The organism is Polynucleobacter parvulilacunae (genome assembly GCF_018881715.1).
In the GTDB taxonomy this organism is placed as follows: domain Bacteria; phylum Pseudomonadota; class Gammaproteobacteria; order Burkholderiales; family Burkholderiaceae; genus Polynucleobacter; species Polynucleobacter parvulilacunae.
On sequence record NZ_JACVPW010000001.1, the window covers coordinates 498,629 to 515,347 of the forward strand.

At 44.9% G+C, this 16,719-nt stretch carries 16 protein-coding genes; 10 read left to right on the forward strand and 6 right to left on the reverse strand.

What is annotated here, in order from left to right; all coding sequences use genetic code 11:
- Positions 1-18: 18 nt before the first annotated feature.
- From ICN18_RS02600 to rpmH, 6 genes are all read right to left on the reverse strand, one after another.
- Entirely contained in the window at positions 19-1,884 is a 1,866-nt protein-coding gene (locus ICN18_RS02600) for a phosphoenolpyruvate carboxykinase (GTP) (protein ID WP_216188988.1), read from the reverse strand.
- A 90-nt stretch (positions 1,885-1,974) separates the two neighbouring features.
- Positions 1,975-3,336, reverse strand: a complete 1,362-nt coding sequence (gene mnmE, locus ICN18_RS02605; protein WP_216189444.1) for a tRNA uridine-5-carboxymethylaminomethyl(34) synthesis GTPase MnmE — start codon at positions 3,334-3,336, stop codon at positions 1,975-1,977.
- Between the two features lie 42 nt (positions 3,337-3,378).
- Positions 3,379-5,046, reverse strand: coding sequence for a membrane protein insertase YidC (gene yidC / locus ICN18_RS02610; protein WP_216188989.1), 1,668 nt, complete (start codon positions 5,044-5,046; stop codon positions 3,379-3,381).
- Positions 5,047-5,052: 6 nt separating this feature from the next.
- Positions 5,053-5,400: a membrane protein insertion efficiency factor YidD gene (yidD, locus tag ICN18_RS02615; protein WP_216859961.1), complete on the reverse strand. Its 348-nt coding sequence runs from the start codon at positions 5,398-5,400 to the stop codon at positions 5,053-5,055.
- Positions 5,297-5,614: a ribonuclease P protein component gene (rnpA, locus tag ICN18_RS02620; RefSeq protein WP_255532046.1), complete on the reverse strand. Its 318-nt coding sequence runs from the start codon at positions 5,612-5,614 to the stop codon at positions 5,297-5,299. Before rnpA ends, yidD begins: the two co-directional genes overlap by 104 nt.
- 8 nt (positions 5,615-5,622) lie before the next feature.
- Positions 5,623-5,757 carry a 50S ribosomal protein L34 gene (gene rpmH / locus ICN18_RS02625; protein WP_011903922.1) on the reverse strand — a complete coding sequence of 45 codons (135 nt, stop codon included), beginning with the start codon at positions 5,755-5,757 and terminating at the stop codon, positions 5,623-5,625.
- A gap of 222 nt (positions 5,758-5,979) precedes the next feature.
- On the opposite strand from rpmH, the gene dnaA reads away from it, so the two are divergent.
- The 10 genes from dnaA to ICN18_RS02675 all read left to right on the forward strand — a co-directional run bounded on the left by dnaA (position 5,980) and on the right by ICN18_RS02675 (position 16,712).
- The gene (gene dnaA, locus ICN18_RS02630; RefSeq protein WP_255532047.1) at positions 5,980-7,407 is read left to right on the forward strand and encodes a chromosomal replication initiator protein DnaA; all 1,428 of its coding nucleotides are present in this window, start codon (positions 5,980-5,982) and stop codon (positions 7,405-7,407) included.
- Positions 7,408-7,671: 264 nt separating this feature from the next.
- Positions 7,672-8,787 (forward strand): DNA polymerase III subunit beta, encoded by a 1,116-nt coding sequence (gene dnaN, locus ICN18_RS02635; RefSeq protein WP_216188991.1) that lies wholly within the window; start codon positions 7,672-7,674, stop codon positions 8,785-8,787.
- Between the two features lie 11 nt (positions 8,788-8,798).
- The gene (gene gyrB / locus ICN18_RS02640) at positions 8,799-11,297 is read left to right on the forward strand and encodes a DNA topoisomerase (ATP-hydrolyzing) subunit B (protein ID WP_216188992.1); all 2,499 of its coding nucleotides are present in this window, start codon (positions 8,799-8,801) and stop codon (positions 11,295-11,297) included.
- A 3-nt stretch (positions 11,298-11,300) separates the two neighbouring features.
- Positions 11,301-11,795: an SET domain-containing protein gene (locus tag ICN18_RS02645; protein WP_216188993.1), complete on the forward strand. Its 495-nt coding sequence runs from the start codon at positions 11,301-11,303 to the stop codon at positions 11,793-11,795.
- 11 nt (positions 11,796-11,806) lie between these two features.
- Complete coding sequence (locus tag ICN18_RS02650) at positions 11,807-12,025, forward strand: DUF3717 domain-containing protein (RefSeq protein WP_216188994.1); 219 nt, start codon at positions 11,807-11,809, stop codon at positions 12,023-12,025.
- Between the two features lie 101 nt (positions 12,026-12,126).
- On the forward strand, positions 12,127-12,894 hold the full coding sequence (locus tag ICN18_RS02655; RefSeq protein WP_216188995.1) for an ABC transporter ATP-binding protein: 768 nt from the start codon (positions 12,127-12,129) through the stop codon (positions 12,892-12,894).
- Entirely contained in the window at positions 12,891-13,595 is a 705-nt protein-coding gene (locus ICN18_RS02660; protein WP_216188996.1) for an ABC transporter ATP-binding protein, read from the forward strand. Before ICN18_RS02655 ends, ICN18_RS02660 begins: the two co-directional genes overlap by 4 nt.
- Positions 13,596-13,617: 22 nt before the next feature.
- Entirely contained in the window at positions 13,618-14,841 is a 1,224-nt protein-coding gene (locus ICN18_RS02665; RefSeq protein WP_216188997.1) for an ABC transporter substrate-binding protein, read from the forward strand.
- Positions 14,842-14,859: 18 nt separating this feature from the next.
- Positions 14,860-15,780, forward strand: coding sequence for a branched-chain amino acid ABC transporter permease (locus tag ICN18_RS02670; RefSeq protein ID WP_216188998.1), 921 nt, complete (start codon positions 14,860-14,862; stop codon positions 15,778-15,780).
- Between the two features lie 2 nt (positions 15,781-15,782).
- Complete coding sequence (locus ICN18_RS02675) at positions 15,783-16,712, forward strand: branched-chain amino acid ABC transporter permease (protein WP_216188999.1); 930 nt, start codon at positions 15,783-15,785, stop codon at positions 16,710-16,712.
- The last annotated feature ends 7 nt before the right edge of the window (positions 16,713-16,719 follow it).

Sequence of the window (16,719 nt, forward strand, 5' to 3'; positions counted from 1 at the left end):
ATTGGTGCCGCTGAAAGCTTAGGCGTTCAAGCGTTTTTCAATCTTGGTACGCATCTCAGCCAATTCCTTCGGCAAGCGCTCACCAAGGTGCTCAAACAACTCTGTGTGTAGCTTGAGTTCGTTTTTCCAGTCATCCACCTTGGCGGTAATAACTTTCTCGAACTTCTCAAGTGAAAAGTCTAAGCCCTTCCAATTCATATCACCGTGCTCTGGTGAAATACCAAATACGGTTTCAACACCTTTTGCGGTGCCGTCTGCACGACCCAAGATCCATGCCAGAACGCGCATGTTTTCGCCGTATCCAGGCCAAACAAACTTGCCATCGTCGCCTTTACGGAACCAGTTCACACAATAAATCTTAGGCAATACAGCGCCTTCAGCTTCAAGCTTCTTGCCAATATTGAGCCAATGCTGGAAGTAGTCGCTCATGTTGTAACCAGCAAATGCAATCATTGCAAATGGGTCACGACGCACAACGCCAACTTGACCTGTAATAGCAGCAGTGGTTTCAGAGCCCATCGTTGCGGCCATATACACACCTTCTACCCAATCACGCGCTTCGCTAACGAGAGGTACGGTGGTTGAACGACGACCGCCGAACAAGAATGCATCGATTGGAACGCCTTCTGGATCATCCCACTTAGGATCAACAGCTGGGTTGTTTGTGGCTGCCATTGTGAAACGGGAGTTTGCATGAGCGGCTTTGCGACCTGCAGCGCCATCAGCCGGAGTCCAATCCTTGCCTTGCCAATCGATCAAATGTGCTGGCGGTGTTTCTGTCAAACCTTCCCACCAAACATCACCATCATCAGTCAAACCAACGTTTGTAAAGATCACATCTTCATTTAATGAGTCAATGCAATTTGGATTTGTTTGACGGTTTGTTCCGGGAGCAACGCCGAAGTAACCAGACTCCGGGTTAATCGCGAACAAACGGGTTTTGCCTGTGACAGCATCTTTGCGTGGCTTAATCCATGCAATGTCGTCGCCAATAGTTGTTACCTTCCAGCCGTCAAATCCTGCTGGTGGAATCATCATGGAGAAGTTGGTTTTGCCGCAAGCTGACGGGAACGCTGCAGCTACGTGATATTTTTTCCCTTCAGGTGAGGTAACACCCAAGATCAACATATGCTCTGCGAGCCATCCTTGCTCGCGGCCCATGTTAGAAGCAATGCGCAAGGCAAAACATTTTTTACCCAACAATGCATTGCCGCCGTAACCAGAACCAAATGACCAAATTTCACGAGTTTCTGGATAGTGAACGATATATTTGGTTTTGTTATTTGGCCAAGCCATGTCCTTTTCGCCTGGGTTCAAAGGCTTACCAACTGTATGAACACAAGGAACAAATTCGCCATCAGCACCAAGCTGATCAATAACCGCCCTACCCATGCGAGTCATCAAGCGCATATTGATCGCAACATATGGGCTATCGGACAACTCAACGCCAATATGCGCGATTGGGGAACCAATAGGGCCCATGGAAAACGGCACAACATACATAGTTCTACCGCGCATTGATCCATCAAACAATGGTTGAAGCGTAGCGCGCATTTCTTTTGGCTCAACCCAATTGTTGGTTGGGCCAGCATCTTCTTGTTTGGCGGAGCAGATATAAGTGCGGTCTTCAACGCGTGCCACATCATCTGGATCAGATAGGGCCAAGAATGAGTTTTTACGCTTTGCTGGGTTGAGGCGCTTGAATACGCCCGCCTTCACCAATAACTCGCAAAGCTCATCGTACTCAGCCTGTGAACCATCACACCAACGAATGGCATCAGGCTTAGTCAGGGCGGCAACTTCGCCAACCCACTCAATTAAACGCTTGTTTTTTACATACGCTGGCGCATTTACATTGATCTGGCCACTGGTAGTTGAAGTCATGTGTTTCCCTATGAAAATTGAATTTTTTAATCCTGCAATTTTATCATTTTGGATGAATTTTTCCCTTCAGGCCGTCACGGCGTAAACCCTCTATTTGCCAATACAAAATTGGCTGAAGATTTTCCCCAAAAGGTCATCTGGAAGCAGTTTTCCGGTAATTTCACCGAGGTGTTTTTGGGCTAAAGAGAGCTCTTCTGCAAACAATTCAAGCGAATTATTACCATTTGCTGCGAATTGTTCTGATTTTTCAATATGTTCGGCAGCTCGCTCTATGCAATCTAAATGCCTTCTACGGGCCAAAATTGCGCCTTCTTGTGGGCCGGCCCAGCCTACCAACTCCAGAATCTTCTGTTTTAGCTGCTCTATTCCAGCGCCCGTTTTGGCAGAAATCAATAGCGCTTCGCCAGAGGCTGTTTTGGGTGGCTCTTGAAGTAAATCTGACTTATTCACAAGCTCAAGAACGGCGCATTTAGGGGGTAATTCTTTCAAAATCTGGGTTTTTAGGTCGTCCTGCTGGGGGGTTGACTGGGCATCAGTCAGAAAAATCACTAAATCAGCCAGGCGGATCGAATCCCAAGACCGTTCAATGCCTTTTGCCTCTACAACATCGGTTGTGTCACGCAGACCAGCCGTATCAATAATGTGCATCGGAACGCCATCAATCGTGATGCTTTCTTTAACTCGATCTCGGGTGGTTCCTGCAATAGGGGTAACAATAGCCACCTCTTCACCGGCCAAACGATTGAGCAGAGAGCTTTTTCCAACGTTAGGCGCTCCAGCCAACACCAGCTGAATCCCATCGCGCAAGATTTTTCCCTGCTTTGCGCCAGTGCGCAAGGCTTGTAATTTTTCTTTAACGGCGGTCAAGCGTTCTCGGGCCTGAGCATTTTCTAAGAATTCGATTTCTTCCTCAGGGAAGTCTAGGGTCGACTCAACCAATATTCTGAGTTGGGTGATTTCCTCAATTAAGTTATTGATGTCATCAGAAAATGCACCCTGCAACGAGCGGGCAGCGCCACGAACAGCCGCTTCGCTTTGTGCGTCAATCAAATCAGCAATCGCTTCGGCCTGAGTTAAATCAATCTTATTATTTAAGTAAGCACGTAAAGTAAATTCTCCCGGCTCAGCAATAACCAGGCCATCATCCTTGCCCAACTCAAGACAACGCTTCATAACCAACTCAAGCAGTTGTGGACCGCCATGACACTGAAGCTCTAAAACATCTTCGCCCGTGAATGAAGCGGGGCCAACAAAGTAAATGGCAATGAGTTGATCGATAGCCTGGCCATGTGCGTCACATAGCGTTAATAAGTTTGCCTGCCTTGGGGATAGTTTTTTTTGAAAGAGGGTGGTTGTAAGGCCATTCAAGTTTTGTCCGCTGATTCGAACAACGCCCACACCAGCCTTGCCTGACGCGGTTGCGACAGCAATGATAGGCAATTTTCTCGTCATCATTGCTGTCTACTTATTACAAACTTTTATGCAGCGCGCAAATTACTTAGCGGGCTTTTTTCCAAACATTTGGTTAATCTGCCACTGCTGCGCAATCGAGAGAAGATTGTTGGTAACCCAATACAAGACTAGGCCAGCGGGGAAGAAGAAGAACATGATTGAAAACACAATTGGCATGTACATCATGACTTTTGCCTGAATTGGGTCTGGTGGCGTTGGGTTCAACTTGGTTTGGACAAACATCGAAACCGCCATGATGACTGGCAAGATGTAGTAAGGGTCAGGAACTGAAAGGTCGTGAATCCACAATACCCATGGGGCTCCACGCATCTCTACCGAAGACAACAACACCCAATACAAAGAAATAAATACTGGGATCTGAATCACCACTGGTAAGCAACCACCCAGTGGATTGATCTTTTCCTTGCGATACATCTCCATCATGGCTTGATTGAGTTTTTGTGGTTCGCCCTTGTACTGCTCCTTCATAGCCGCCAAGCGTGGCTGCACTTCCTTCATGCGGGCCATTGACTTATAGCTTGCAGCAGATAAGGGGAAGAACACCAACTTAATTAAGATGGTTAATAAAATAATAGACCAACCCCAGTTACCAGCAATATTGTGAATGTGCTCCAGCAACCAAAAAATAGGTTTGGCCAGAATAGTTAGATAGCCATAGTCTTTAAGCAGCTCCAGTCCAGGTGCTATAGTTTCCAACATGCGCTCTTCTTGTGGACCAACAAATAACTGCGCATTAGCGATTAATGTGGTTCCAGCTGGAATTGCGCCTAATTGTGTCTGCATTCCGACTCGGTACAAATCACTATCGATTTTTCCTGAGTAAATATCTCGCGGCAATTTGTCATCTGGAATCCATGCACTAGCGAAGTAGTGTTGAACCATAGCAACCCAGCCAGGCTGTCCGGCCGATACCTGTGCGGGTGCAGTAAATTTATTTTTCTCCATATCTGTAAATGGGACCTTTTTAAACTTATCCCCATCGGTATAAATTGCTGGCCCAGTAAAAGTGCTTGCAGAAAAAGCACCTCCAAAAGGTCCAATTTTTTGCTCCTGGGAGCCATCTCGCACAATCTCTGTATACAAACTCAGTGGAGCTCCATTTGCTGCCACCTGTGTAACCCGATGCCCAACATAAACATCGTAACTTTGAGGATTCAGGAGAAATGTTTTTTCTAGTTTCACACCGTTACGCTCGGCGGAAAGAACCAAAAACGGTCTACCAGACTCGTCTTTACCTGAGCGGTCAAGCTTAAATGTGCTGGTGTGGTTGGGCAAATCCGCATTACCAACAGCCACCAAACCCGAGCGAGCTACATAGGTGTGGGTAGGTGTATGTTGGAAAATTTCTACTGGTTTTTGATCTGGGGTTAGTTCTTTTAATAATTTCGCACCAACGACGTTTGCGCCTGCAGAGCTTATCTCCAACGAGAGAAGGTCGTTAGACAAAACAAATTTTTCAGCATTCTCGCCTGTTATTGCTTTGGAGTTAGGCGCCTGGGTAATGGGTGTGCCTGCTATTGCCGCCGGGGTATCAACCTTGGGTGGTGTCGCCTTATCGTTTGATGAAGCAACAACAGCTGGAGATCCACCAAACAAGGATGGTTTTCCCTCATGAACCTGCCAATTGTTGTAGAGCATGAGACCCGACATCGAGAATACAGCCCAAAGAATTGTTTTTTTAAAGTCCATTTACATTCACTTAAGTTGATGTTTTGTTTCTTTTAAAGCGGGGTCATACCCGCCGTGTGACCAGGGGTTACAGCGAAAAATGCGCCACGCCGTAAGTCCAAAGCTTTTAATAAATCCATAGTGACTAAAGCAGTCACAAGCGTATTGCGAACAACTGGGCACGTATTTGCAGTGCATTCCTAAATACGGACTCAAGGCTAGTTGATAAATCTTTAATAGCCTAATGGCCGCATTATTTAAAACGCGCACGTTAAAGCAACCCCGAAATCTGAGAGCGCAAAGTTTCTTTTTCTTTTTTTCTGAGTCTGCCTCGGGTCTCGCGACCAATTGGTTTTTTGAGCTTAACCACAACATCTTTATTTAATGTGTTGGCTTGAGCCATCCAAACCAATTCGCGGATCATCCGCTTTAGGCGATTTCGATCAACCGCTCTTTTGGCTAACTTTTTTGCAACCGCAACACCCAAGTCAGGCTGAAGGCCTTCTTGAGTAGATGCAATATACATACCCCAATACAAACTTGTCTTGGGGCGTGTTTTTAGTAATTCAGAAATCCTTGCGCTATTCAATGGCTAAATTAAACAGCCAAACGCTTGCGACCTTTTGCACGGCGAGCATTTAAAACTGCGCGTCCGCTCTTGGTTTTCATGCGAATACGGAAGCCGTGTGTGCGCTTGCGACGGGTTACTGAGGGTTGGTAAGTTCTTTTCATGTTCGATCCCTGGAAAACCAAGTATTTTCCTTGTTGCAGAGCAAAAGGTCAATCCATCTTGATGAATATGTAGGTGTTTTTCTCTATTTTTTCTCAAATTTCACTTAAATCATTAATTTAAATGAAGATTTTCTTATTATTCACAAGTTATCCACAGCTTTTCCACGTTTTTCTTGCTTGTGGATAACTTTAGAGCATCGCTACAATGGATCCTCCAAAAATATGAGCAACTTACACAATCCTCCCGCCTTGAATTCAATTAGCCCACTGGGGTTTTGGGATGATGCTATCGGCATTTTGTCCCGCGAACTGTCGCCCCAACAGTTTAAAACATGGATTCAACCCCTTACTTTATTGTCTTTTGTTGAAAGTGATGACTCACTAACAATAGGCGCTCCCAATCGCTTTAAGTTGGATTGGATTAAAAAGACGTTTGCGGACCGATTCCAGGAACTGGCCTCCCAGTACTTTGGGCGCCCAATTAATGTAGGCTTTACTTTGGCGGTGGAAGGCAGCTCTGCAAGTGCAGCACCCACAATGGTCGCGGATGAGCCTGCACAAAAAAAGATCTCGATTGAAGTCGTGGAACCCAACATTTCGGTTGAGGAAAGCGCTTTTGAGATTGAAGACCACTCCAAGCTCAATCCAAACCTTACTTTTGAAACATTTGTAACCGGTAAGGCCAATCAATTGGCTAGGGCTGCATCAATTCAGGTAGCGCACAACCCGGGCACCTCTTATAACCCCATGTTTTTATATGGCGGGGTTGGTCTAGGTAAAACCCATTTGATCCACGCTATTGGCAATCACCTCCTAAAAGAGAAGCCTAACGCCAGAATTCGCTATATTCACGCTGAACAGTACGTTTCAGACGTGGTTCGCGCATATCAACAAAAGGCGTTTGATCGCTTTAAGCGCTATTACCACTCCCTAGATTTATTGTTAATTGACGATATTCAATTTTTTAGTGGGAAGTCTAGAACGCAAGAAGAGTTCTTCTATGCGTTTGAGGCCCTATTGAGCAATAAAGCCCAAGTCATTATTACTAGTGACACCTACCCCAAAGAAATGGCGGGCATAGATGATCGACTTATCTCTCGCTTTGATTCTGGTTTAACGGTTGCGATCGAGCCGCCGGAGCTAGAAATGCGGGTAGCTATTTTGATGAAAAAAGCTATTAATGAAGGCATCCCTATGAGCGAGGATGTGGCGTTCTTTGTAGCTAAACACCTACGCTCAAACGTTCGTGAGTTGGAGGGGGCTTTAAGAAAGATTCTTGCATTTGTTCGCTTTCATGGCCGGGAAGTAACTATTGAGGTTGCCAGAACAGCATTGAAGGATCTGCTTTCCATTCAAAATCGCCAGATCTCTGTTGAAAATATTCAAAAAGCCGTTGCGGATTTTTACAGCATTAAGGTCGCAGATATGTACTCTAAAAAGCGTCCGGCAAATATTGCTAGGCCCCGCCAAATTGCGATGTTTATGGCTAAAGAGTTGACCCAAAAAAGTCTTCCTGAGATTGGTGAATTGTTTGGCGGCAGAGACCACACAACCGTCCTACACGCCGTTCGCAAGATTGCAGATGAGCGAGCACATGATGGACAGTTAAATCATGAAATCCATGTTATCGAGCAAACCCTAAAGGCTTAGTTTTTTGCTTGTGGATAAGGCTGTGGACAACCCTATGGATAAGTTTGGGGATTAGATGTGGATAAATTGTGGAAAGAGTCAGCTTCATGCAAAAATAGGGTGTTGATAAAAAGTTATCCCCTTTTTATGCAGTGCTTATACAAGAGTTTTCCACAGGTTTTTTAGTCTTCAAAGTGTTGTTTTGTAAGGGGTTTTTGACTTATCCACGGAATTTCAGACCCTTATTACTATTACTACTAAGATATATACAAGGATTTAAAAGCAATGCAACTCGTTAACACTTCTCGCGATAGCCTACTAAAACCCCTTCAGGTTGTTAGTGGAATTGTTGAACGCAGACACACACTGCCAATTTTGGCAAACCTCTTATTTAAAAAAGTTGGAGAGAAAGTTTCATTTATCTCTACCGATATTGAAATTCAAATAACAACCAATGCTAATTTTGGTGTTGGAGCAGAAGATGTCACAACAACTGTAGCCGCAAGAAAATTGCTTGATATTTTGCGTGCGTTACCAGAAGGCCCAGTGTCTTTAAATCTTAAAGATAACAAAATGGTTGTACAAAGCGGCAAGAGTCGCTTTTCTTTGCAAACCCTATCTGCGACAGAGTTTCCGGTGATGCAAAGTGTTGGCGAAGTGACTGCCGCATGGAAGATGTCGCAAAAGAGCTTCCGCCAGTTAATTAGCCAAGTACATTTCTCAATGGCTCAGCAAGACATTCGTTATTACCTAAACGGTATGTTGTTAGTTATTGAGGGTAAAGAGGTTGTTGCTGTTGCAACTGATGGTCATCGTCTTGCTTACTCTCAGGTTGAGTTGGCTGAGGCGCCATCTGGCTCAGGTCAAAAGCAAGAAATCATTATTCCTCGCAAAACAATTTTAGAGTGCCAACATTTATTAGAAGATTCTGATGAGTCTTTGGAAATTAGTTTGACTGCAAATCAAGTGAAATTTTCTTTCGGTGATATTGAGTTGATTTCAAAATTGGTTGAGGGCAAATTCCCAGACTTCCAACGAGTGATTCCTAAAGGACAGAAAAATTCATTAGTGGTTGGGCGTGATGCCCTGCAATCAGCCCTCCAGCGTGCTGCCATTTTGACAACAGATAAATTCAAAGGTGTTCGTTTTTCTTTATCTCCAAATCGCATCACTATTCAATCAACCAACGCTGAGCAAGAAGAAGCTCAAGAAGAGATTGAAACTGAATATGCTGGTGATGCTGTAGAGATTGGATTTAACGTTAGTTATTTATTAGATGTTTTATCAAACCTCAAGAATGAGAAAATTCAAATTAGTTTGGGTGATGCAAATAGTAGCGCTGTAATTACTCTGCCTGGCTCAGAGAGTTTTAAGTATGTTGTGATGCCAATGCGTATTTAACTTAGAAAAAAATGACTGAAGAAAAAAAAGTAGTAGAGCAGTACGGCGCTGCATCGATTCAAATCCTAGAGGGTCTTGAAGCTGTTCGTAAACGTCCTGGTATGTACATCGGAGACACCTCTGATGGAACCGGTTTACATCATCTCGTTTTTGAAGTTCTAGATAACTCTATTGATGAAGCGTTGGCTGGGTATTGTTCTGAAATCACAGTAGTGATTCAAACAGATAACTCCATCTCAATTGTTGATAACGGTCGTGGTGTTCCTACAGGCATTAAATACGACGATAAGCATGAGCCAAAGCGTAGTGCTGCTGAAATCGTAATGACCGAGCTGCATGCCGGCGGTAAGTTTGACCAAAACAGCTACAAAGTTTCTGGCGGCTTACATGGCGTTGGTGTAAGTTGTGTAAACGCACTATCTAAGTGGTTGAAGTTAACTATTCGCCGTGACGGTAAAGCGCACTACATGGAGTTTGCGCGCGGCGTAATTCAAAACCGTAATATTGTTGAAGAGAATGGTGTTGCAGTTTCTCCGATTACGGTTACGGGCGACACAGAGCTTTCTGGGACCGAAGTTCACTTTTTAGCCGATGAGACAATCTTTGGAAACGTAGAGTTCCATTATGAAATCTTAGTTAAACGTATTCGTGAACTCTCGTTCTTAAATAATGGCGTACACATCAAACTGATTGATCAGCGCACCGGTCAAGAAGAAGACTTTGCTTTTTCGGGTGGCGTGAAGGGGTTTGTTGAGTACATCAACCAAACTAAAAACGTATTACACCCTAATATTTTTTATGCTGAAGGTGTTCGTCCATCTGATTTAGGTGGTCAGATTACTGCTGAAGTATCAATGCAGTGGAATGACAGTTTTAGCGAACAGGTGCTTTGTTTTACTAACAATATTCCACAGCGTGATGGTGGTACACACTTAACCGGCTTGCGCGCCGCAATGACCCGTGTCATTAATAAATATATTGATGAAAATGAGGTTGCCAAAAAAGCGAAGGTAGAAATTTCTGGCGATGATATGCGCGAAGGCTTAGCCTGCGTCTTATCCGTCAAAGTTCCGGAGCCAAAGTTTTCTAGTCAAACTAAAGATAAATTGGTATCTAGTGAGGTTCGTGGTCCTGTTGAGGAAATTGTTGCGGAAGCCTTAAGCGCTTATTTGCAAGAGCGCCCAGCAGATGCCAAGATTCTGTGCGGCAAGATTGTTGACGCTGCACGAGCACGAGAGGCAGCACGCAAAGCGCGTGACATGACTAGACGTAAGGGTGTTTTGGATGGACTTGGTCTGCCCGGCAAGTTAGCTGACTGCCAAGAAAAAGACCCAACCAAATCTGAACTCTTTATTGTTGAGGGTGATTCCGCGGGCGGCTCTGCCAAGCAGGGCCGTGATCGTCGCTTCCAAGCGATCCTGCCTTTAAAAGGAAAAATTCTGAACGTTGAAAAAGCACGTTTTGACAAAATGTTGGCTAGCCAAGAGGTGGTGACTTTAATTACCGTTCTTGGAACTGGCATTGGCATTGAAGAATATAAGGCGGAAAAACTTCGTTACCACCGCATCATCATCATGACCGACGCGGACGTTGACGGTAGCCACATTCGCACATTGTTATTAACCTTCTTCTATAGACAGATGCCAGAGTTGATCGAGCGTGGTCACATCTATATTGCTCAACCACCGCTTTATAAGGTGAAGTTTGGCAAGAATGAGCAGTACATTAAAGATGACAATGAACTCAATCAGTTGTTGTTAAAAATTGCTTTGGAAACTGCCTCCTTACAAACACCTTCTGGTGAGGTTATTGAGGGTGAAGCGCTTAATGAGCTGGCAAAACACTATCAAGTGATTCAGTCCATTGTTGATCGCTTGTCACGCACGATTGATGAAGATGCTTTGCGTGCAATTGCTTCTGGTACACCACTCAATCTTGACACAGAAAAATCAGCAAATGAGTCTGCTGATCGACTAAGACAAGCGCTTGCGGATTCTCTGAATCCATTGGCTTTACCCCCAGAAATTATTGTGCAAAAAGAAGATCGCACAGAGCGCTTCCGTTTGTTATTGTCCCGTCGTATTCATGGGAACCTGAAGCTATCCTCTATTAATTCAGACTTTGTTCATGGCGATGACTATCAAAGCCTTGCAAATGCTGCGGCAGTTTTGTCCGGCAAGGTGGTGGCCGGCTCCAAAGTGCGACGTGGTGACCCAGATAAAAACCAAAAAGAACAAACTATTGGCGACTTTAGGGCCGCCTTTGCTTGGTTATTGTCTGAGGCAGAACGGGTATTAAGTCGTCAGCGCTATAAAGGTCTTGGTGAGATGAATCCATCACAATTGTGGGAGACCACCATGGATGCTAGTTCGAGAACACTTTTGCAAGTGAAGATTGAGGATGCAATTGCTGCAGACCAAGTCTTTACAACATTAATGGGGGATGAGGTTGAACCTCGTCGTGCATTTATTGAAAAGAATGCCCTTATTGCGCGCAACCTAGACGTTTAATTTATGACATCCAAAAAATTAAAACCACCTAAAGTGGACAGATCTTCCATTGTTGTTAAATCCTCCCCCATTCATGGGAAGGGCGTGTTTGTTGCTAAGCCGATCAAAAAAGGCCAAGCCATTATTGAATATAAAGGTGAGCGCATTAGCTGGAAATTGGCAGAAAAGCGTCATCCACACGACCCCAAGGACCCCAATCACACCTTTTATTTTTCATTAGAAGATGGTCGTGTGATTGATGCGAAATACGGCGGTAATGCTGCGCGCTGGATCAATCATTCTTGCAAGCCCATTTGTGAAACCCGTGAAGACAGTTTTGATGGCGAGCCAAGAGTATTTGTTTATGCAAAACGCGCCCTCAAGGTTGGGGAAGAGTTGTTTTATGACTACTCTCTCGATATTGAGGGGAAGATTACCAAGCAAATGAAAAAAGATTACGAGTGTCGTTGTGGCGCAAAAAAATGTCGCGGCACCATGCTCGCAACTAAAGATAAGTAAAAAGCATCTTCATGTTGTTTGTAACAATTCAAGAGTTAGAGGCCGCCATCAACTACTGGCGCAGCCAATCTCCATCGGAGGGTGATGAGCTGCGCCTTTGTTCAGAAGCCTCAGCCCTTGCTAAGCCATATGCCCTCATGATTGTGCAGGGTGCTCAGCGAGTCCCGGTGGATGTGTTAGATGAGTTGGCTCGATCAGCAATTCAACAATTTAAAAAAGTCTCCAAATAGTTTTCTTCGGTAGCCACCTGTTGTTTAGGGTTATTGCTATATATAGCCAAGCTATCTTGGGGTATTCTCATATTCTTGCTCCCAAGTAGGGGGTAGAGGGTATGAGATTGCAAGAAACAATATTAAAAACAATTGGACTGGGGAAATCTTTCAAGGGGTTTTCTGCGGTCACCGACGTGAATCTAGATGTCACTCGCGGAACCATTCATGCCCTAATTGGGCCTAATGGCGCAGGGAAAACCACCTGCTTTAATTTATTGACCAAATTTCTAGAGCCTAGTAGCGGGCAAATTCTATTTAATGGCTTTGACATCACCAATGAGGCCCCCGCACAAATTGCAAGGCGAGGCGTCATTCGCTCTTTTCAGATTTCGGCCGTATTTCCACATTTAACCGTTCTTGAAAACGTTCGTGTTGCACTGCAGCAAGGGTTGGGCACTGAATTTCATTTCTGGAAATCTGGAGACTCTTTAAAGGTGCTGAATGAGCGTGCTTTAGAGCTCCTCCATGAGGTTGGATTGGAAGATTTTGCCCACCAAGAAACTCTAAACCTGGCTTATGGCCGCAAAAGGGCGCTCGAAATTGCCACAACCCTAGCCATGGAGCCCGAGTTGATGCTCCTAGATGAGCCTACACAAGGCATGGGGCATGAGGATGTTGAGCGCGTTACTGAATTGATTGATCGGGTGGCCAAAGGTCGTACCATTCTGATGGTTGAGCACAACATGAAGGTGGTCTCTTCAATTGCTGACCGCATTACTGTTTTGCAGCGAGGCTCGGTTCTTGCTGAAGGTTCTTATCATGAGGTTTCAAACAACCCATTGGTTGTTGAGGCCTATATGGGAAGTCATGGGGGAGACAACCTATGAGCACCATGGCACTAGAGGTTAAAAATTTAGAGTCTTGGTATGGCGAATCCCATATCTTGCACGGCGTAAATTTTGCCGTGCGTGATGGCGAAGTGGTTACCTTGCTTGGTAGAAATGGTGCCGGAAGAAGCACTATTCTTAAAACCATCCTGGGTTTAACCAGCAAAAGAACTGGTTCGGTAGAGGTTTATGGCACACAAACCATCTCCATGCCAACCTACAAGATTGCTCGTTTGGGTGTTGGCTTTTGCCCCGAAGAGCGTGGGATTTTTGCAAGCCTAAGCACCGAAGAAAATTTATTGTTGTTGCCGGAGATTGCTCCTGGCGGCATGGGTTTGGATGAGATTTATGAAATGTTTCCAAATCTCTATGAAAGAAGAAATAGTCCTGGCACCCGTTTGTCTGGTGGCGAGCAACAAATGCTGGCAATGGCGCGAATCCTAAGAACTGGCGCCAAATTGCTGTTGCTTGATGAAATTACTGAAGGGTTGGCGCCGGTGATTGTGCAAAAGCTTGGTGAGGTGGTTACGAGTTTGCGCAACAAAGGTTTCACGATTGTGTTGGTTGAGCAAAACTTCCGTTTTGCCGCACCCTTAGCTGATCGTCATTATGTGGTTGAACATGGAAATGTTGTTGAGGTTGTAAAACAAAGTGAGCTTGCTGAAAAAGCAACTCTATTAAATGAGTATCTTGGTGTTTAGTGGATTTCTATAGGAGACGGTAATGAAGTTAAAGCAAATAACCGCATGTCTGGTTGCGGCCACCATGTTTGGTTCAAACCCAGTGTTTGCACAAGGCGGATCAAAAGTAAGTGGTGATGTTGTAAAGATTGGTGTATTGACCGACCTCTCTTCAACTTACTCTGATTTGGCTGGTCCTGGTGCGGTAATTGCAGCAAAGATGGCCATTGCCGATTTTTCTAAAGATGGCACAGTGATTGGCAAGAAGATTGAGCTCGTTAGTGCTGATCACCAAAACAAGGCTGATATTGCTGCAAATAAAGCGCGTGAATGGTATGACAAAGACGGCGTAGACGTTATTGTTGAGTTGGTTTCAACCAACGTAGCTTTAGCTGTAATGGAAGTTGCCGAACAAAAGAACAAGATTACTTTGGTTTCTGGCGCGGGCTCTTTAACCATTACCAATGAAAAATGTACACCAAACAATGTGCATTGGGCTTATGACACTTATGCGCTGTCAAATGGCACAGGCAAGGCAGTTGTAAAGCAGGGCAAAAAGAATTGGTACTTTATTACTGCTGACTATGCTTTTGGCGCAGCACTTGAGAAAGATGCGACAGCTGTTGTGACTGCTAATGGCGGTAAAGTTTTGGGCACCAGCAAACACCCTTTCCCCAATAGCGATTTCTCTTCATACCTTTTAAAGGCGCAAGCTAGTGGTGCAGATGTAGTTGCTTTGGCAAATGCCGGTCAAGATACTATCAACACCGTTAAGCAGGCCTCTGAGTTTGGTATCAACAAAAAGCAAACGGTTGTTCCCTTATTGATGTTTATCTCCGACGTGCATTCTTTGGGCCTTCCTGCCGCACAGGGTATGTACCTTACAGAGGGCTTCTATTGGGACAAGGATGACAAGACCCGCGCATTCTCCAAGCGCTTTATCTTGCAACACAAGCGTATGCCAACCATGGTTCAGGCTGGCGTTTACTCCTCCGTTCTTGCTTATTTGAATGCGGTTCAAAAAGCCGGTACAGACGATACGCAAGCTGTAATGAAGGCGCTTAAATCAACCAACATCGATGATGGCCTCTTTAAAGGCAAAATTCGTGCGGATGGTAAGTTTGAGCATGATATGTATTTGTTGGAAGTGAAGAAACCGGCTGACTCTAAGAGCCCGTGGGATTACTACAATGTGCGCGCGACGATCCCGGCTGCTGAAGCAACTTTGCCGCTTTCGCAATCGAAGTGCAAGTTAGTTAATAAGTAAGAAATTTAGAAATCAAGAATGTTTGAACTTCTCGGAATTACCCCTCAAGGGCTGGTAGCCCAGCTCTTGGTGGGGCTTATTAATGGCTCGTTCTATGCCATATTGAGCTTGGGATTGGCCATCATTTTTGGCCTTCTCAACATTATTAATTTTGCACATGGTGCTCAATACACTATGGGCGCATTTATTGCGTGGATTGGCTTAACTCAGATTAGCCAATGGCTAGGCTTTCCTGATCTATCTATTAATTATTGGTTTGCTCTCATTATTGTTCCATTGGTTCTGGCTGGTTTTGGCTTAATTCTGGAGCGCACAATGTTGCGCCGCCTGTACCATCTTGATCACCTATATGGTTTGTTGCTGACTTTTGGTTTGGCTCTCATTATTGAGGGCATGTTCCGTCATTGGTATGGCATCTCTGGTGAGAGCTACCCAGCTCCGGAGTTATTGCAGGGGGCGATTCCTTTAGAGTCGCTCGGCATCATCTTGCCGAAGTATCGCGTCTGGGTTGTGGTCATTTCTATGGCGGTATGTTTCTCCACCTGGTATGTTATTGAAAGAACCAAGTTGGGCGCCTATTTGCGTGCCGGTACTGAAAACCCTAAATTGCTACAAGCCTTTGGTATTAATGTTCCGCTAATGATTTCCTTGGCCTACGCTTATGGCGTTGGCTTGGCTGGTTTTGCTGGAGTATTGGCGGCCCCGATTTTCCAAGTAAACCCACTCATGGGTTCCAACCTCATCATCGTTGTTTTTGCGGTGGTTGTAATTGGCGGCATGGGCTCCATCATGGGCGCCATCCTTACAGGCTTGGGTTTGGGGCTTGTTGAAGGCCTCACTAAAGTTTTTTATCCAGAGGCTTCTGGCGTTGTGATTTTTGTGATCATGGCAATTGTGTTGTTGATTCGTCCTGCTGGACTGTTTGGGCGGGAGAAATAAACATGAACCCAAAAACAAAATTGCTTTACGGCATATTAGTGTTGATTGCCTTGCTGCTGCCATTCCAGGATTTTATTTATCTCGTGTTTGCAATGAAGGTATTGTGCTTCGCCCTTTTTGCCTGTGCATTTAATTTGTTACTCGGTTTTACCGGCTTACTGTCTTTCGGTCATGCCGCCTTCTTTGGAACTGCTGCCTACATTACTGCGTACTTCTGTAAAGAGGCGGGCCTCTCGCCGGAATTGGGAATTATCTTGGGTGTCTTGGGTTCTGGCGTTCTGGGTTTTTTAATTGGAGCGCTCGCGATTCGCAGACAAGGCATTTACTTTGCGATGGTTACCTTAGCTTTGTCGCAAATGGTTTACTTCTTAGCCGTTCAGCTTCCATTCACAGGTGGAGAAGATGGCATTCAGGGGGTTCCTCGCGGCATGTTATTTGGCTTGATTGACCTAAAAGATGATGTTGCGATGTATTACTTCGTTTTAGCCGTTTTCTTGTTTGGCTTTGCTGTGATCATGCGTGCAGTGCACTCCCCATTCGGGCAGGTTCTTAAGGCAATTCGTGAGAATGAACCGCGCGCCATTTCGCTTGGTTACGATGTTGATCGATTCAAGTTAATGTCTTTTGTAATTTCTGCCGCCCTTGCTGGTTTGGCTGGATCAATGAAGTCTTTGGTGTTCCAGTTAGCAACCTTGACTGATGTTCATTGGCACATGTCAGGCGAAGTGGTGTTGATGACCTTGCTTGGGGGCATGGGCACTATTCTTGGTCCTGTAGTTGGTGCTGGAATTGTTGTTGGTCTGCAAAACTATCTAGCAAACATCGGCTCTTGGAGCACCATTGCAACCGGATTTATTTTTGTGATTTGCGTTTTAGCATTTCGTCGTGGCGTTGTTGGTGAAATTACCGCGCACTTCAAAAACAAAAACTAATTTCCTT